The organism is Aeromonas sp. R9-2 (assembly GCF_040908025.1).
Taxonomy (GTDB): Bacteria; Pseudomonadota; Gammaproteobacteria; order Enterobacterales; family Aeromonadaceae; genus Aeromonas; species Aeromonas veronii.
The window spans coordinates 84630-101928 of the sequence record NZ_JBFOCX010000007.1 but is presented as its reverse complement, the minus strand read 5'-3'; the positions used below and the strand labels follow the sequence as shown (position 1 = coordinate 101928).

The window sequence follows — 17299 nt, the reverse complement described above, 5'->3', positions numbered from 1 at the left end:
CAGGCTACATAGCCACCAGCAGCCACCCCTTGCCCCAAATCGGCCATTGCTAATGGTCGCAATGACCCACCCGATAAGCTGACCCGCACTCACGATTTTTGCACTGGCGAAACGATATCAAGAATCATCGTCGCACCAACGAAACAATCCTGTTGCAGCAAACAAAGCAAAGCGGCAAGCAGTGGCGGGGATCTGCCCCTCCGATCTGCTTGCCGCTGTCTGTTACCGCAGGTGTAAACGTCGTTAACGACCCAAAAACGGCTCCCAGTCTTTAAACACCGGCTGCAACCCCGCCTGCCGCACGGCGGCGGCCACTTCCCCCACCGGGCGGTCGTCGTGGATAGCAAACTGCTCCAGTTCCTCTGCATCCCCCTCGGCATAGCCACCCGGCTGGGTGCGCGACTCGGCCGACATCTGGGTGATACCAAGGCGCACCGCGCCGTTGCGAAAGGTGGCCGACTCGCGGGTGGAGAGCGACAAGTCCAGCGTGGGCGAGAAGAGGCGCCAGGCGCAGATAAGCTGGGCCAGCTGGCGATCCGACATGATGACGGAAGGCTCCAGCCCGCCGGTGCAGGGGCGCAGGCGCGGAAAGGAGAGCGAGTAGCGGCTCTGCCAGTGGTGACGCTCAAGCCAGCTCAGATGCTCGGCAACAAAGTAGCTGTCGGCGCGCCAGTCCGAAGAAAGACCGATGAGCGCCCCCAACCCGATTTTGTCAATACCGGCGCGGCCCAGCCGATCCGGCGTGGCGAGGCGCCACGCGATGTCCCGCTTGTTGCCGCGCAGATGGTGGCGGGCGTAGGTGGGGGCGTGATAGGTCTCCTGATAGACCATGACGGCGTCGAGGCCGAGGGTTTTCAGCTCGGCATATTCGGCCTGCGAGAGGGGCTGTACCTCCATCCCCACCGTGCTGAAGTGGCGGCGGATGATGGGCATCACCTCGCGAAAATAGGCGAGCCCCACCTTGTGCTCGTGCTCGCCGGTCACCAGCAGCACGCTGTCAAAACCGCGCGCCTTGATGGCCAGACACTCGCGCTCTATCTCCTCTGCATTCAGGGTCTTGCGCTTGAGGCGGTTGCTCATGGAGAAGCCGCAGTAGGTGCAGTCGTTGGCGCACAGGTTCGACAGATAGAGCGGCACATAGAAGCCGATGGTGTTGCCAAAGCGCTGGCGGGTCAGCCGCTCGGCCTCGGCCGCCATCTGCGGCAGATAGGCTTCGGCGGCTGGGGAGATCAGCGCCATAAAATCGCTCAGGGTGCGGCGGGGGGCGCTCAGGGCTCGCGCTACATCGGCGGCCGTTTTGGCGCGGATCTGCATGCCGATATCGTCCCACTCCAGCTCCTGCCAGCGGTCGATAAAGGAAGGCTCCTTAGCCCTCACCCCCGGCGCCCTCACCCCCAGCCCCTCTCCCAGAGGGAGAGGGGGGCAAACCTCTGGCTGCCCTTGGGGCAAGGGGGAGATGTTCATGGTCGCCCCTGTTTCATGACTCATAACGCCCCCAGAAAATCGGTCAGCGGGCTGGAGGCTTGGGCCTGCAGGGCGCGCGCGCCAAGGCCAGCTTCATAGGCGCTGCGACCGGCGGTGCAGGCCAGAGCAAAGGCGCGGCCCATGGCAATCGGGTCGCCACTCACCGCGATGGCTGTGTTGACCAGCACGGCATCGGCGCCCAGTTCAAAGGCAGCGGCCGCATGGCTCGGCGCACCGATCCCCGCGTCCACCACCACAGGCACATTGGCCTGCTCGACGATGATGGCGAGAAACTCCCGGGTCACCAGCCCCTGATTGGAACCGATGGGGGCGCCCAGCGGCATCACGGCGGCGCAGCCCACCTCTTCCAGCCGTTTGCAGAGCACGGGGTCGGCGCCGCAGTAGGGCAGCACCACAAAGCCCTCTTTCACCAGCTGCTCGGCGGCTTTCAGCGTCTCGATGGGATCGGGCAACAGATAACGGGGATCGGGGTGGATCTCCAGCTTCAGCCAGTTTGTGCCCAGCGCCTCGCGGGCGAGATGGGCGGCAAACACCGCCTCGGCGGCGGTCTTGGCGCCTGAGGTGTTGGGCAAGAGCTTGACCCCGAGTTGTAGCAAGGGGCTCAGGATATCGTCGTGGGCCTTGCCCGGTTCGAGCCGCTTGATGGCCATGGTGACCAGTTGGGAGCCACTCGCCTCGATGGCGGCGGCCATCAGATCCGGGCGGGCAAACTTGCCGGTGCCGGTAAAGAGGCGCGATGAGAAGGTGTGATCGGCAATTGTCAGCATGTCAGCCTCCTGCCACTGCTATAAGAAGAGATGAGGCCCCGCCGCAAGGCTGAACGCTCGAAGATGGGACTGTGAGCATCATGGGTCAGCCTCCCGCAATGGCGGTAAAGAGGTGAAGTTCATCCCCGTCATTGAGACGGGTCTCGGCCCAGCGGCCACGGGGCAGCACGGCGCCGTTGAGGGCTACCGCCACTCCCTGTGGATTAACGTCTTGCGCCGCCAGCAGGTCGGCCACGCTCTGCCCTGCCGCCAGCGACTGGGCTCTATCGTTGAGTCGAATGGTCAAGGTCATGGGGTGATCTCCTTATCGTGTGTCGGGCATCGGCGCTGCCCACAGACCGGGCAATCGGGATCGGGGGCCAGCGTGAGGGTCTGCCACTGATGGGTCAACGCATCGAAGCGGCGCAATGTGCCAGCGACCGGGCTCGGCATCCCGAGCAGCAGTTTCAGTGCCTCCAGCGCCTGCAAAGAGCCCATCACCCCCACCAACGGGCCGGTGACGCCGCTGGTCTCACAGCGCTCGGCGATTTTTGTATCCAGCGGATAGAGGCAGGCGTAGCAGGCGTGCTCACTGCTGGTGCGCGCCATCAGCTGCCCCTGCCACCCCACTGCGGCGGCGGAGATCCACGGCTTGCCCTGAGCCACGCAGGCGGCGTTGATGGCCTGGCGGGTGGCGAGGTTGTCACAGCAGTCGATCACCAGATCTACCTCGGCCACAAACTCCGGCAGGCTGGCGGCATCGAGTCGCTGGTTGATGGCGATCAGCTCCACCAGCGGGTTGTGGGCGGCCAAGCGCTCGCGGGCCAGCTCCGCCTTGGAGTGGTTGACTGCCTCGCTATCGAACAGGATCTGGCGCGGCAGATTGCTGGAGTCCACCGTATCGCCATCGGCCAGCCACAAGGTGCCGACCCCGGCCCCGGCCAGATAGAGGGCCAGCGGCGAGCCGAGCCCGCCGAGGCCGACGATCAGCACAGATTTATCCTTAAGCCGCGCCTGCCCCGCCTCCCCCACTTCCGCCAGCATCAGCTGGCGGCCGTATCTCAGATACTCTTTATCACTAAGAGAAGCAGCATCAGAGCACATGTTCTGCCTCCCGTATAACGGTGGCCGAGCGTGGCTCATCCCCCGCCCCCACGGCCGCGAGCAGCCGTTCGGTCGCCCCCTGCCAGTCGTCGCTGGCAGTGATGGCCGAGACCAGCGCGATACTGCCGACCCCGCTTGCCTTGACCGCCGCCACCCGCTCCTCGCTGATGCCGCCGATGGCCACCGTCGGCCACTCCGCCATCAGGGCGCGGTATCGATGCAGCCGCAGCAGCCCCTGCGGGCGCGAAGGCATCGTCTTGGTGTTGGTCGGAAAGATATGACCCAGCGCAATATAGGAGGGGGCCAGCTCGCGGGCCCGCATCAGCTCGAAGTAGCCGTGGGTGGAGATGCCAAGGCGTAGCCCGGCCGCCTGAATGGCAGCGAGATCGGCGGTCTCCATATCCTCCTGCCCCAGATGCACGCCCCAGGCGCCCGCCTCGATGGCCTGCTGCCAGTAGTCGTTGATAAAAAGCCGCACCCCATAACGGCGACCGAGCGCTACCGCATCGCGAATGGCCGGTGCCACCTGAGCGGCGGGCAGATTCTTGATCCGCAGCTGAATGGTCTTGACCCCCTGCCCCAGCAGGCGGCGCAGCCACTTGACCGAGTCGACCACCGGATAGAGGCCGAGGTTGTGTTCGGTGGCGGCAAAGGGGCCATCCGGCAGGCGGGCACTGCTTGTCTGATAAAGTCCGAAGCGGCGATCGAGCATTGAGCCCGCCAAGACGGCGCGGGGGAAGTGGGCAAGATCGGCGGGCCAGCCAAGATGGGCGATGGGGCCGGGGCCCGCGCCCACTCCTTGCGCTGCCGCCAACCCCTGTTGCAGGTAGGCACGCGCCAGGGTGATGGCGTCCTCCACCGGATAATCCTGCGCCACCACGGCGGCGATGGCGCTGGCGTAGCAGCAACCGGTGCCGTGACCGTGGCGGGTATTCATGCGCGGCGCCGCCAGCCAGAATTCGCGGGTCTCGTCCTGGTAGTAGTCCAGACACAGCTCCCCGCTCCACTCCAGATGGCCCCCCTTGACCAGCACGGCGCGGGCGCCGAGTTCACGCAGACGGCGGGCGGCGAGACGCACCAGTTCGGGGCTGCTGACCGGCAAGCCAGTCAGTGCTTCCAATTCGGGGCCGTTGGGGGTGATCAAGGAGAGGCGCGGCAACAACTGCTCGCGCACCGCTTCCAGCATATTGGGCTCCGCCATCGGGGTGCCGGTGCTGGCAATGGCCACCGGGTCGTAGACCACGAAGGGGGCCGGGGTGGCTGCCAGTCGGCGGGCCAGCACCTCGACATGAAGCCGGGTCGGCAGCAGGCCAATCTTGATGGCGGCGGGCGGCAGATCGACACCGAGGGCGTCGATCTGGGCGGTGAAGGTCTGCATCAGCACGGGGTCGACCATCTTCACCGCCACCGAGTTCTGGGCTGTGATGGCGGAGATGACCGAGCAGCCGTGCACACCGAGGTCGTGCAATGTGTGCAAGTCGGCCTGAATGCCGGCGCCACCGCCGGAGTCGGATCCCGCTATAGTCCAGACCACTGGGCGAGAGTCGGTCACGGGCGACAGATCGGCGGGGCTGACAGCCCCGCTTGCGCTGCTCACGCCTCCTCCCCTGCGGCCTGTTTCAGCACCGCCGCCTGATGGTAGATCTCGCCACCGGTCTCCTTGAAGGTCTCTGCCATGCGGGCCATGCCGCTCTCCACCTCGGCCACTACCTGCTCCTGCTGGCCATCCATGCCGACCAGCTTGATCTCCACCGCTTCAAGCTTTGCGGCATAGTCACGCACATCCTGAGTGATCTTCATGGAGCAGAACTTGGGCCCGCACATGGAGCAGAAGTGGGCCACCTTGCCGGACTCCTGCGGCAGGGTCTCGTCGTGGTAGGCGCGGGCTGTGTCGGGGTCGAGCGCAAGATTGAACTGATCCTCCCAGCGGAACTCGAAACGCGCCTTGGACATGGCGTTATCGCGGATCTGAGCGCCCGGGTGGCCCTTGGCAAGGTCAGCAGCGTGGGCGGCGATCTTGTAGGTAATCAGCCCCTGTTTCACATCCTCCTTGTTGGGCAGCCCCAGATGCTCCTTGGGAGTGACGTAGCAGAGCATGGCGCAGCCGTACCAGCCGATGAGCGCGGCACCGATGCCGGAGGTGAAGTGATCGTAACCCGGTGCAATGTCGGTGGTGAGCGGGCCCAGGGTATAGAAAGGCGCCTCGTGGCAGTGCTCCAGCTGCTCGGTCATGTTGCGCTCGATCATGTGCATCGGCACGTGGCCGGGGCCCTCTATCATCACCTGAACGTCGTACTCCCACGCGATCTTGGTCAGCTCGCCAAGAGTGCGCAGCTCGGCGAACTGGGCCTCGTCGTTGGCGTCATAGACGGAGCCCGGACGCAGACCATCGCCCAGCGACAGGGCCACGTCATAGGCGGCGCAGATCTCGCAGATTTCGCGGAAGTGCTGGTAAAGGAAGTTCTCCTTGTGGTGGGAGAGGCACCACTTGGCCATGATGCTGCCGCCGCGCGACACGATGCCGGTGAGGCGCTTGGCGGTCATCGGCACAAAGCGCAGCAAGACACCGGCGTGGATGGTGAAGTAGTCCACCCCCTGCTCGGCCTGCTCCAGTAGGGTGTCACGGAACAGCTCCCAGGTGAGGTCTTCGGCGATGCCGTTGGTCTTTTCCAGCGCCTGATAGATGGGCACGGTACCGATGGGCACCGGGCTGTTGCGCAGGATCCACTCGCGGGTCTCGTGGATATAGCGGCCGGTGGAGAGATCCATCACGGTGTCGGCGCCCCAACGGGTCGACCAGACCAGCTTCTCCACCTCCTCTTCGATGCTGGAGGTGACCGCCGAGTTGCCGATGTTGGCGTTGATCTTCACCAGAAAATTGCGGCCGATGATCATCGGCTCCGCTTCCGGGTGGTTGATGTTGCTGGGGATGATGGCGCGACCGGCGGCCACCTCATCGCGCACAAATTCGGGGGTGATGTTCTGGGGCAAACGGGCACCAAAATCACGGCCCGGATGCTGGGTGCGCAACAGTTCAGAGCGCACCCGCTCGCGACCCATGTTCTCGCGGATGGCGATAAATTCCATCTCGGGAGTGATGATGCCGGCACGGGCGTAGTGGAGCTGGGTGACCCGGCGACTTGGCTTGGCGCGGCGCGGCTTTGGCAGATGCTCAAAGCGCAGGTGATCCAGCCCCTCGTCGGCCAGCCGCTCCTGAGTGAAGGTGGAGCTGAGCCCCGGCAGTTCGTCGGTGTCATCCCGCTCCAGCACCCAGTTCTCCCGCAGGCGCGGCAGGCCGCGGCGCACGTCGATGGCGACCCCCTCCTCCCCGTAACGGCCCGAGGTGTCGTAGACCGGCACCGGCTCGTTGGGCTCGAACCGGGGATCTTCTTTGGTGCCGCCGACGAAGGTGTCGGCCAGCTGGATCTCCCGCAGGGGGACCCGGATATCGGCGCGGGAGCCTTCGATAAAGATGCGGCGGGAGTTGGGGTGAGCCATCCCCTTGAGGCTATCGATAAAGGCCTGAGCGCTGGAGCGCTGCTCGCGGCGGCTGGATTTGGTGGTATCAGATACAGAAGTAGACATAGCAAAACTCACATTAACTGGTTGAAGTTATGGGTATTTGCTTGTCTGGAGTTCGAGGAGAAGATGAACTTGCGGCGGGGTGTTTATCTCGGGAGGGAGTGCGCGCGGGATGGATCTCCGCGCTGCTGTACTGCCCCTTCCCGCTCTCTGCACGCTGCGGGCAAGGCGCCCCACGTGCTGGAAAACCGGACGGGACAGACTCCCTCCTGTGCGCCCTGACCCATCAAGGGTGATCCCTTCGATAAGCGGAAGAGGCTTGTCCCTCCTCCGGCGCGGTAACCCGCAAGTTACCCTTGTTCCCTTCGCAGGTTTTAACCTGATCAGGTTCCACGGATCCCGAATTAACGGTCTCAGCTTCGCGTCGTTCGACGGTCAGCACTCCGACAAGATGGCGCCAGTATAAGGGGGAAAATCTAAAGCACAAGCCGTTAACAATCTGGCCAACACGCCTCTTTCAACAAATGAGTGAACAATGCCTCGCCACGGAGCCACCCCAAACAAAGGTCAAACCTGCGTTGGCATCACCTTGGCAAGCCATAGCTTCCCGCAGTGATCATGCTGGGACAATAGGAGAAAAAGAGGGAAAGTCGAGGGACACAGAGCAAGAGCCGCGTCTTGCGCAGAACAGAAACAGGCCCCTATGAAAGGGGCCTGCGAGTGAGGTTATTGAACCGGCACTATGGTCAGGGATACGTTGCCAAACCCTTCGTTGGCAAGGGCCTCACTGTCCAGATCCACACCGGTCAGGGCCACACCTTCAGCAGAGGCGTTACGCAACTGGGCAGAGGCCTCGGAACGGGTCTGGGGCTGACCGATTTCGATATCGCCGGCGAACTGGCTTTCGGCATAGAAGTCACCGGTCACCGCCGAACGGATCGGGCGCAGCACACGACCCAGGTTATTCTGCATGGTCGACAAACCATACTCGCTGATGGTCCAGTTCCAGTCCCACCACTTCACTTCACCCGGGATATAACGCTTGTCCCACTGGTAGCGAATGCTGCTCGCCTTGTCGCGGAACGGGCCGACGGCAAAGGTGTGCTCCCAGGTCGGACGATTCTCAGGATGGGTATACCAGGCATTGCCGCCCCAACGCAGGAAGCCCTTCATGGTCAGGTCATAATTGACCTCGGCCTTGAACTCGTAGGGGTAGGAGATGTTGGACTTGTAGAGGGCAACCCGCACCGGCAGGCTGGAGTGAGGCGGCACCGTGGGACGCGCTTCAACCGAGACGGTCTCGGTCGTCGAGCCTCCTTTCTGGGAGGCCCAGCTCTGGCTCGCTGCAATCTCGATGGCTAGTTCAGTTTCCCCCACCAACGGCCACTGAAACTTGTTCTTGGTGGTCACCTTCTCGCTCAGGCTGTAGGTGTCGGTCTTCGACCAGTTGGTGGCCTTGTCGTACTTCAGGGTCACCACCACCTGCTGGGGCAGGTCGGTGTAGTTGGTCGCATTGGCCGTGATGGTCTTGACCAGCTGCTTGCCGCTCTCGGTGACCTGACCATGGCTGAAGGAGTCGGGTTCCAGAGTATATGAGAAGTTGCTTACCTTGATGGAGCTCTTCTCCCCGCAACGATATCCGGAGCAGCCGCCGTCATTATTTCCCTTTATCAGCCAGCCATCGCCAACCCGGGTAACATCCATATCTTCCCCGACATATGGGCTATGATTCCCACCCACCCAGGCGTATCCCAAATAATGGGCGAGATAACTGACCGGCTTGATAAAATAATCATTGTCGTGAACAAGCCGCCATTGCACATCGACCTCATCACCTGCCGGAATATTCCAGTCAGAGAGTGTTGGTATTTCTCCGGAAACAGGTGAATTGGGATAACACCAGGTTTCTCCGGCAGTGCCCTGTTTGATTTCGCCATTATATCCCGGCCCCATAATCACCCAGCGATCCGCCAGCCCGGTGATCTGCCACTGCCCCATGCGGCTGACCAGATTACCCTTGATACTCATGGCTTCATCGCGGGTCAGAGGACGATAACCACTGGCACAGAGGCCCGTCCCAAGACCCGCCCACTTGACCTGATCAGGGTAGACAGGTTCAGCCGCCTGCACCTGAGCGAGCATCAATGAAGACGCCAAAAACGCCAGATTAGCGGTAATTATTCTATTCATCATTTATCCCTCTTTCAGACATACGATAATTGTTATTGTGTAGAAATATCCTTTTTCATTTGACAGGTATGGACTCCGACAAAACCTGACACAAATAAAATAAACCACCAAAAAAAATCCATGACAAACAAAATAATGGTGATACAGGAAAATAATTAGAGCGATGACTTTATTGAGGAATAAATCATAAATATTGTGACAGTCATTATTTAATGGCTGCCACAATATGGTGAAACCATATTAAATAAGAAGATGCTGAATTACTCTTCCGGATTGATCACTTCAATTCCCTGCAATATTCCATCCGCCGAACGGATCAATACCAGCTCGCTCCCGCCATGCAGATCGGCGGCCGAACCGTTGACCCAGCGCACCTGCGGATTGAGTGGCACAGTGCCCAGGGTGGCCAGGGTGAGCTGCCGATCATCGAAGGATTGCAGGCGATCTTGCGCCCGCTGCCAGGGCTGATTGGCCCGCGGGGCTCTGGCGGCCAGCAGCTCAATCCGGGTGGCAACGCCATCGGCCACCAGCAGGGCGAGCTGGTCGCCGGGTTTGAGTGGCTGCGGCCAAATCTCCCCCTGCCGCCAGATGGCGGCACTGCCCTGCTCCACCTCGGCCCCCTGAAATTGCAGGCGGATGCCGTCGCTGTGCTCCAGCTCCACCAGCCACAATTCATCGGCTCCCGCCTGCGCCGCCCAGAGCGGCACACCCAGCATCCATGCACACCACTTTCTCGATTGTTCCATCTTCGTTCGTCCCTGAACAAAAAGCCCATGCTGGACAAGCATGGGCTTCATTCGGGAGCATTTCTAATCGGAACGCAGAGATCGGATCAGTCATCCTCGCGGCAGCGGCTCAGGCGCATGCCGTCAAACTTGCACTCCAGCTCCAGCCAGCGCCCTTCGAACGGCGCCAGACTGTTGTCCGAGGCGGTGTAGCCCCAGATCCGCCCCCCTTCCACCGGCCCCTCCAGATCCATCTCGTCCTTGTCATCTTCGTCGAGGGCTTCAACCTTGCGCACATAGCGCACGCCGTTCTCAACCACCCCCTTCATCTCGACCCAGGTACCGCCGAGATCATCTTCGTTGAGCCAATCCTTGAAGCGGGTCTGGTCGTCGATCACGAACGGCATGCCATTGACCATCAACTGGCCAAGCTGCCAGGTAGTGCGGCCGGTCAGTTTGAATTCGGTCGCCTGTGCGGTGCCAAGTGGCAACAAGATAAGCAGCAGGAGGGCGCAGAGAGACTTCTTCATCAGGGATCCTCGGGGTTACACTGGCAAACAGGATGCCGAATCCGGTGTGAAAAGAGCGTGAAACGCTCGCCAACCAGGAGAGCAAAGCATGAAGATTTTGGTAGTGGAAGACAATCCTCAGGTGGCGGAAACCATCATGGATTATCTGGAGCTGGCCGGTCACCGCCTCGATTGTGCCTATCACGGTCAGGCGGCGCTGCAACTGCTGGAGGAGCAGCGTTTCGACGTCATCATCATGGATGTGATGATGCCGCGCCTCGATGGCCTCAGCACGGTAGCGCGCCTGCGCGAGCAGGGGATTGCCACTCCCGTGCTGTTTCTCACCGCCCGCGACAGCCTGGAAGACAAGCTGGCAGGCTTCAAGGCCGGTGGCGACGACTATCTGGTCAAGCCGTTCGCCATGGAGGAGCTGGAGGTGCGGCTGCAAGCCCTCAGCCTGCGCGGCCCGCGCGGCGATGTGGGAGCCATCAGCTTTGGCGATCTGACGGTCGATGTCGCCAGCGGCCGCGCCACCCGCGCCGGTGAACCGCTCAAGCTCGGCAAGATCCCGTTCCAGATCCTCGCCCTGCTGGCCCGCCGCGCCCCGGCCATCGTCAGCCGTCAGGAGGTGCTCGACACCGTCTGGGGGGACGAGGAGCCCGACTCCGATGCCCTGCGCAGCCATATCTACGCCCTGCGCAACGCGCTGGACAAGCCCTTCCCCACTCCCATGCTGGAGACCCTGCACGGTCAGGGCTATCGACTGGTGAGCGCATGAGCCTGCCGAGCCTGCGGCGCCGCCTGATCATGGCGCTAGGTGGTGCCGGGGTGGTGCTGCTGATCCTGCTCTCCGGCCTGATGCTGGTGGCCGAGGACAAGATGGAGGAGCTGAGCCTGCGCCACTGGCTGGAAGCCGAAGTAACCCGCTACAGCGATGACTGGCTGCGACTCGGCCCGGCTGCGGCGGCTCCGAGCCCCAGACAGTTCTCCAGCTACTGGACCGAGGCGGGCCGCCTGCCGAAATGGCTGAAGCCCTACCAGACCCCCGGCTTTTTCGAGCACCAGCTGGGCAAGGAGGACAAACACTTTCTGGTGGCCCGTCACCCCTCCGGCGAGGGACTGCTCTATCTGGTGTTCAACGACGACGCTGACGACTACCTCGACCCCTACGAAGACAAGCTGCATCTGGCGACCCGGCTGATCGGGGTGACCCTGCTGCTGGGCTGCCTCGGCTTCGGCATCTGGCTGGTGCGCCATATCACGGGGCCGCTGCAACGGCTGCAACAGAGGGTCGCCCACCTCACCCCGGATCAGGCGGATTTCGAACCCGACGCCCCCTGGCAGGAGCTGCGGGATATCGAGCTGGCGCTGCTGGCTGGCAAGCAGGAGGTGAGCGCAGTGTTCGCCCGCGAGCAGGAGTTCAGCCGCTTCGCCAGCCACGAGCTACGCACCCCCAACATGGTGATCCAGGGCTCGGCCGCACTGCTTGGCAAGGTGACAGATCTGCCCGCACCGGCCGCCCGCGCCACCACCCGCATCCGCGCCGCCGCCGACGAGATGGCGCTGCTCACCGAGACCTTCCTGCTGCTGGGCCGCAAGGAGGCTGTGGAGCGGCCGCTGCAACAGGTCACCCCGCTGATCCGTCAGGAGCTGGCCCGCCTCGCCCCGCTATTGCAGCGGGAGGCACTCGATATCCGGCTTAATCTGGACGAGAGCAGCGAAGTAAATGCCCCCCTCTCCCTGCTCGCCATTGCCCTCGGCAACCTGCTGAAAAATGCCCTGAGCTATGCCGAGGGACATATCGACATCGAGCTGTGCGGCCCGATGCTCACCATCAGCAACCCGACGGCGGCGGCGCCGGATCAGATCCTCGGCTACGGCTGTGGCCTCACCATCATTCAGCGCATCTGCGAGAAGCTGGGCTGGCAGATCGATACCCGGCTGGAAGATGGCGTATTTAGCGCAAGGCTGGCGATGATCACCAGCGAACCCACGAAGACATAGCCCCCTCATCCCCAGCCCTTCCCCCGTCTATTCAAAATAGTGGGAGAAGGGAGACAACAGACACTCCCCGACAAGACCGCTACCCACCAGCCAGATAGCAACAAGGCGCCCGAGGGCGCCCTGTTTCTATCTGACGGATGCAAGCCTGAGGCTCACTCCGCCGGTTTGTTCTTGCGGCTCGCCTTGAGTTCGAGGAACTCGATGATCTTGCCGGCCACATCCTTGCCGGAGGCGGCTTCCACACCTTGTAATCCGGGAGAAGAGTTGACCTCCAGTACCAGCGGGCCACGGGCGCTGCGCAGGATATCCACCCCCGCTACATCCAGCCCCATGATCTTGGCGGCCTGCACTGCGGTCGCGCGCTCTTCCGGGGTGATCTTGATCGCCTCGGCGGTGCCGCCACGGTGCAGGTTGGAGCGAAACTCCCCCGGCTGGGCCTGACGGCGCATGGCGGCAACCACCTTGCCGTTGACCACCAGACAGCGGATATCGGCGCCATTGGCCTCGCGGATATACTCCTGCACCAGAATGTTGTTGTTGGTCTGGATAAAGGCCTCGATCACGCTCTCGGCGGCTTTCTGGGTCTCGCAGAGCACCACGCCAATCCCCTGAGTTCCCTCCAGCAGCTTCACCACCAACGGCGCCCCGCCCACCATGGTGATGAGGTCGGGCACGTCGTGGGTGCTGTGGGCATAGCCGGTGATGGGCAGGCCGATACCGTGGCGGGAGAGCAGCTGCATCGCCCGCAGCTTGTCGCGGGAGCGGCTGATGGCCACCGAGCTGTTGAGGGCCATGGTGTTCATCATCTCGAACTGGCGCAGCACGGCGGTGCCGTAGGCGGTAATGCTGGCCCCGATCCGCGGGATCACGGCGTCATAACTTCCCAGCTCCCCACCCTCGTAGTGAATGGAGGGGTTGTGGGAAGCGATATTCATATAGCAGCGCAGGGTGTCGAGCACCTCTACCTGATGACCGCGCGCCTGTGCCACCTCGACCAGACGGCGGGTGGAGTAGTTTTTCGGCTCACGGGATAAAATGGCGATCTTCATGACAATTCCGCTAGAAGGCTGTGCCTGGGCAGGATGGGGCGGGAGAGTATAAGGTGCCACAGCGCCAAGACAACGCCAATTGTTTATCCTGACAACAAGACAAACCACGCCAAACCGCACGCGATCCTGTCACTTTGACCAACAGGTTAAACGGCGGCTCTGCGCAGGTTGTTCAACCGGTGCAAGGATGCCGCCGTTTCTCGTTAAAGATCAACCGGTGTCACGCGGGAGTCAGTTCAGGTTTGGCCCCAACCAGCGCTCGGCCTCGGCCAGCGTCATCCCCTTGCGAACGGCGTAATCTTCCACCTGATCTTGCTGGATCTGCGCCACCGCGAAGTATTTGCTCTCGGGATGGGAGAAGTACCAGCCCGATACCGCCGCCCCCGGCCACATGGCGTAGGATTCGGTGAGCTGCATGCCGATAGCATCCTCCACCTTCAGCAGCTCCCAGATGCTCCCCTTCTCGGTGTGCTCCGGGCAGGCCGGATAACCGGGGGCCGGGCGGATGCCCTGATAGTTCTCGCGAATGAGCTCCTCGTTGCTGAGGGCCTCGTCGGGAGCATAACCCCAATGTACCTTGCGCACCTGCTCGTGCAGATACTCGGCAAAGGCTTCGGCGAGACGGTCGCACACCGCCTGAATGAGGATGGCGTTGTAGTCATCGTGCTGCGCCTTGTAGGCCTTGGCGATGGCCTCCTCACCGATGCCGCCGGTCACCGCGAAGGCGCCGATCCAGTCGGGCTTGCCGCTCTCTTTCGGCGCCACATAGTCCGCCAAACAGTAGTTTGGGAAGCCCTGCTTCTCGCTCTGCTGGCGCAGGTGATGCAGCACCTTGATGACCTCGGTGCGGGACTCGTCGCTGTAGACCTCGATGCTGTCTCCTACCGCGTTGGCCGGGAACAGGCCGATCACCCCGGCGCAGCGCACGCTCTGATCCTTTTCCAGCTGGTCCAGCATGGCGTTGGCGTCGGCAAACAGCTTGGTCGCCTCCTCGCCGATGATCTCGTCCTCGAGGATGCGCGGATACTTGCCCGCCAGCTCCCAGCTGAGGAAGAACGGCGTCCAGTCGATGTAGGGGCGCAGCACCGAAATGGCCACATCTTCGAACTTCTGCACCCCGAGCTCGCGGGGCTTGGGGGGCTGGTAGCCAACCCAATCCAGCTGGTGCCGGTTGGCGCGGGCATGAGCCAGACTGACCGGACGGGAGCGCGGCTGCTTGCGGGCATGCTGATCCCGGGCGATCTCGTACTCCTTGTCGATGCGGGCGACAAACGCCTCCTTGAGATCCGGACTAAGCAGACTCTGGGCCACCCCTACCGCGCGGGAGGCGTTGGAGACATAGACCACTGGCTCCGAGTAGTTCTGCTCGATCTTCACCGCAGTGTGGGCCTTGGAGGTGGTGGCACCGCCGATCAAGAGCGGCAGCTTGAAGCCCTGACGCTCCATCTCCTTGGCCACGTGCACCATCTCGTCCAGCGACGGGGTGATGAGACCCGACAACCCGATGATATCGGCGCCGACCTCCCGCGCAGTCTTGAGAATGGTCTCGCAGGAGACCATGACCCCGAGGTCGACAATCTCGAAGTTGTTGCACTGCAGCACCACCCCGACAATGTTCTTGCCGATGTCGTGCACGTCCCCCTTCACGGTCGCCAGCACGATTTTGCCGTTGCTGGAGCCGCCCGATTTTTCTGCCTCGATATAGGGCTGCAGATAGGCCACCGCCCGCTTCATCACCCGCGCCGATTTCACCACCTGCGGCAGGAACATCTTGCCCGCGCCGAACAGGTCGCCGACCACGTTCATACCATCCATCAGCGGCCCTTCGATGACGTGCAGCGGCTTCTCTGCGCCAGCGCGTGCCTCTTCGGTATCCTCTTCGATAAAGTCGGTGATCCCCTTGACCAGTGCGTGCTCCAGCCGTTTGCCCACCGGCCAGCTGCGCCACTCCTGATCCCGCGGATCCTCTGCCTGGGCACCGGCACCGCGATACTTCTCGGCGATGGCCAGCAGCTCCTCGGTGGCGTTGTCATTGAGGTTGAGCACCACCGCCTCGACCTTCTCTTTCAGCTCCGCCGGAATGTCTTCATAGATGGCGAGCTGACCGGCGTTGACGATCCCCATATCCATGCCGTTCTTGATGGCGTGGTAGAGGAAGACGGCGTGAATGGCTTCGCGCACCGGCTCGTTGCCGCGAAACGAAAACGAGACGTTGGAGACGCCGCCGGAGATCATCGCGTGGGGCAGGTGCGTCTTGATGTCCTTCACCGCCTCGATGAAGTCCACCGCGTAGTTGTTGTGCTCGTCGATGCCGGTCGCTACCGCGAAGATATTGGGGTCGAAGATGATGTCTTCCGGCGGGAAACCGACCTGATCCACCAGGATCCGGTAGGCACGCTGGCAGATCTCGAACTTGCGGGCGCGGGTGTCGGCCTGCCCCGCCTCATCGAACGCCATCACGATGACGGCGGCGCCGTAGCGACGCAGCAATCTGGCCTGCTGGATAAACTTCTCCTCCCCCTCTTTCATGGAGATGGAGTTGACCACCGGCTTGCCCTGCACGCACTTGAGGCCCGCCTCCAGCACCTCCCACTTGGAGGAGTCGATCATCACAGGCACCCGGGCGATATCCGGCTCACCGGCGATGAGGTTCAGGAAGCGCACCATGGCCGCTTCGGCGTCCAGCATCCCCTCGTCCATGTTGATGTCGATGATCTGGGCGCCGTTCTCCACCTGCTGTTTGGCAACATCGAGCGCCTCGTCGTAAAGCCCCTCTTTGATCAGCCGTTTGAACTTGGCCGAACCGGTGACGTTGGTGCGCTCCCCCACGTTCACGAACATGGATTCGGGGGTGATGATGAGGGGCTCGAGGCCCGACAGACGGCAGGCCACCGGCAGCTCGGGCAGCATGCGCGGCTTGATGCCCGCCACGGCGTCGGCCATGGCGCGGATATGGGTCGGGGTGGTGCCGCAGCAACCGCCGACCAGGTTGAGAAAGCCGCTTTGGGCCCACTCGCGGATATGCTCAGCCATCTCGACGGCATCGAGGTCGTACTCGCCAAACGCATTGGGCAGGCCCGCGTTGGGATGGGCGCTGACATGGGTCTCGCTGATGCGAGAGAGCTCCTCCACGTACTGGCGCAGCTCATCCGGCCCGAGCGCGCAGTTGAGACCGAACGAGACCGGTTTGACGTGGCGCAGCGAGTGGTAGAAGGCTTCGGTGGTCTGGCCGGAGAGGGTACGGCCGGAGGCATCGGTAATGGTGCCGGAGATCATCACCGGCAGGCAGTAGCCCAGCGCCTCGAACACCCCTTCCACCGCGAAGGCGGCGGCCTTGGCGTTGAGGGTATCGAAGATGGTTTCGATCAGGATGATGTCAGCGCCGCCCTCGATCAGGGCGTGGGTCGATTCGGTATAGGCGGCCACCAGCTGGTCATAGGTGACGTTGCGCTTGCCGGGATCGTTCACATCCGGCGAGATGGAGGCGGTGCGGTTGGTGGGGCCCAACACCCCTGCCACGAAACGCGGCTTGGCGGGATCTTTTGCCGTCCACTCGTCGGCCACGGCGCGGGCCAGACGGGCGGCTTCCCGGTTGATCTCGGCCGAGAATTCTTCCATCTCGTAATCGGCCATGGCGATGCGAGTGGCGTTGAAGGTGTTGGTCTCGAGAATGTCGGCCCCGGCAGCGCAATACTGCTCGTGGATCTCGCGGATCACCGCCGGACGGGTCAGCACCAGCAGATCGTTGTTGCCCTTGATGTCGGTATGCCAGTCGGCAAACCGCTCACCCCGATAATCCGCCTCCCCGAGTTTGTAGCCCTGGATCATGGTGCCCATGGCCCCGTCGATGATCAGGATCCGCTCCCTGAGGCAGGCTTCCAGCTTCTTTGTTACGTCCGACTGCTTGCTCGGCTCTCTGCTCGACATTACGTTCGACACCGCGTGTTCCTCTTACATCCATGCAA

At 62.6% G+C, this 17299-nt stretch carries 13 protein-coding genes and 1 riboswitch; of the genes, 2 read left to right on the top strand and 11 right to left on the bottom strand.

Annotated elements, in window-relative coordinates; all coding sequences use genetic code 11:
* Positions 1-243 precede the first annotated feature (243 nt).
* The 9 genes from thiH to AB5Y71_RS02200 all read right to left on the bottom strand — a co-directional run bounded on the left by thiH (position 244) and on the right by AB5Y71_RS02200 (position 10302).
* Positions 244-1464, bottom strand: coding sequence for a 2-iminoacetate synthase ThiH (gene thiH, locus AB5Y71_RS02240; RefSeq protein WP_368170905.1), 1221 nt, complete (start codon positions 1462-1464; stop codon positions 244-246).
* A 20-nt stretch (positions 1465-1484) separates the two neighbouring features.
* On the bottom strand, positions 1485-2252 hold the full coding sequence (locus AB5Y71_RS02235; RefSeq protein WP_257691180.1) for a thiazole synthase: 768 nt from the start codon (positions 2250-2252) through the stop codon (positions 1485-1487).
* A gap of 85 nt (positions 2253-2337) precedes the next feature.
* Positions 2338-2544 carry a sulfur carrier protein ThiS gene (thiS, locus tag AB5Y71_RS02230; RefSeq protein WP_368170889.1) on the bottom strand — a complete coding sequence of 69 codons (207 nt, stop codon included), beginning with the start codon at positions 2542-2544 and terminating at the stop codon, positions 2338-2340.
* Positions 2541-3335, bottom strand: coding sequence for a ThiF family adenylyltransferase (locus AB5Y71_RS02225; RefSeq protein ID WP_368170888.1), 795 nt, complete (start codon positions 3333-3335; stop codon positions 2541-2543). The genes thiS and AB5Y71_RS02225 overlap by 4 nt, the downstream gene beginning before the upstream one ends.
* Positions 3325-4932 carry a thiamine phosphate synthase gene (gene thiE / locus AB5Y71_RS02220; protein ID WP_368170887.1) on the bottom strand — a complete coding sequence of 536 codons (1608 nt, stop codon included), beginning with the start codon at positions 4930-4932 and terminating at the stop codon, positions 3325-3327. Before thiE ends, AB5Y71_RS02225 begins: the two co-directional genes overlap by 11 nt.
* Positions 4929-6920, bottom strand: coding sequence for a phosphomethylpyrimidine synthase ThiC (thiC, locus tag AB5Y71_RS02215; protein WP_368170886.1), 1992 nt, complete (start codon positions 6918-6920; stop codon positions 4929-4931). The genes thiE and thiC overlap by 4 nt, the downstream gene beginning before the upstream one ends.
* 280 nt (positions 6921-7200) lie before the next feature.
* A riboswitch (TPP riboswitch) is annotated at positions 7201-7313 on the bottom strand.
* A gap of 270 nt (positions 7314-7583) precedes the next feature.
* A complete protein-coding gene (gene aerA / locus AB5Y71_RS02210) occupies positions 7584-9047 on the bottom strand; it encodes an aerolysin AerA (protein WP_368170904.1) in 1464 nt (487 codons plus the stop codon).
* 260 nt (positions 9048-9307) lie between these two features.
* Entirely contained in the window at positions 9308-9793 is a 486-nt protein-coding gene (locus AB5Y71_RS02205) for a hypothetical protein (protein WP_026035086.1), read from the bottom strand.
* Between the two features lie 86 nt (positions 9794-9879).
* Positions 9880-10302, bottom strand: a complete 423-nt coding sequence (locus tag AB5Y71_RS02200) for a hypothetical protein (RefSeq protein ID WP_064338884.1) — start codon at positions 10300-10302, stop codon at positions 9880-9882.
* A gap of 88 nt (positions 10303-10390) precedes the next feature.
* On the opposite strand from AB5Y71_RS02200, the gene AB5Y71_RS02195 reads away from it, so the two are divergent.
* A complete protein-coding gene (locus AB5Y71_RS02195; RefSeq protein WP_019446511.1) occupies positions 10391-11059 on the top strand; it encodes a response regulator transcription factor in 669 nt (222 codons plus the stop codon).
* Positions 11056-12285: a sensor histidine kinase gene (locus tag AB5Y71_RS02190; protein ID WP_368170885.1), complete on the top strand. Its 1230-nt coding sequence runs from the start codon at positions 11056-11058 to the stop codon at positions 12283-12285. The genes AB5Y71_RS02195 and AB5Y71_RS02190 overlap by 4 nt, the downstream gene beginning before the upstream one ends.
* A 152-nt stretch (positions 12286-12437) precedes the next feature.
* On the opposite strand, the gene rimK is transcribed toward AB5Y71_RS02190, so the two are convergent.
* Positions 12438-13334, bottom strand: a complete 897-nt coding sequence (gene rimK, locus AB5Y71_RS02185) for a 30S ribosomal protein S6--L-glutamate ligase (protein WP_005340088.1) — start codon at positions 13332-13334, stop codon at positions 12438-12440.
* A 231-nt stretch (positions 13335-13565) separates the two neighbouring features.
* Positions 13566-17261: a methionine synthase gene (gene metH, locus AB5Y71_RS02180; RefSeq protein ID WP_368170903.1), complete on the bottom strand. Its 3696-nt coding sequence runs from the start codon at positions 17259-17261 to the stop codon at positions 13566-13568.
* Between the last annotated feature and the right edge of the window lie 38 nt (positions 17262-17299).

Excerpts from the sequence above, each read along its gene's own strand:
- AB5Y71_RS02195 (WP_019446511.1), top strand. The coding sequence starts at position 10,391 with ATGAAGATTTTGGTAGTGGAAGACAATCCTCAGGTGGCGGAAACCATC.
- thiC (WP_368170886.1), bottom strand. The coding sequence starts at position 6,920 with ATGTCTACTTCTGTATCTGATACCACCAAATCCAGCCGCCGCGAGCAG.
- AB5Y71_RS02190 (WP_368170885.1), top strand. The coding sequence starts at position 11,056 with ATGAGCCTGCCGAGCCTGCGGCGCCGCCTGATCATGGCGCTAGGTGGT.
- thiH (WP_368170905.1), bottom strand. The coding sequence starts at position 1,464 with ATGAACATCTCCCCCTTGCCCCAAGGGCAGCCAGAGGTTTGCCCCCCT.
- AB5Y71_RS02200 (WP_064338884.1), bottom strand. The coding sequence starts at position 10,302 with ATGAAGAAGTCTCTCTGCGCCCTCCTGCTGCTTATCTTGTTGCCACTT.
- AB5Y71_RS02205 (WP_026035086.1), bottom strand. The coding sequence starts at position 9,793 with ATGGAACAATCGAGAAAGTGGTGTGCATGGATGCTGGGTGTGCCGCTC.
- thiS (WP_368170889.1), bottom strand. The coding sequence starts at position 2,544 with ATGACCTTGACCATTCGACTCAACGATAGAGCCCAGTCGCTGGCGGCA.
- AB5Y71_RS02225 (WP_368170888.1), bottom strand. The coding sequence starts at position 3,335 with ATGTGCTCTGATGCTGCTTCTCTTAGTGATAAAGAGTATCTGAGATAC.
- aerA (WP_368170904.1), bottom strand. The coding sequence starts at position 9,047 with ATGAATAGAATAATTACCGCTAATCTGGCGTTTTTGGCGTCTTCATTG.
- rimK (WP_005340088.1), bottom strand. The coding sequence starts at position 13,334 with ATGAAGATCGCCATTTTATCCCGTGAGCCGAAAAACTACTCCACCCGC.
- AB5Y71_RS02235 (WP_257691180.1), bottom strand. The coding sequence starts at position 2,252 with ATGCTGACAATTGCCGATCACACCTTCTCATCGCGCCTCTTTACCGGC.
- metH (WP_368170903.1), bottom strand. The coding sequence starts at position 17,261 with ATGTCGAGCAGAGAGCCGAGCAAGCAGTCGGACGTAACAAAGAAGCTG.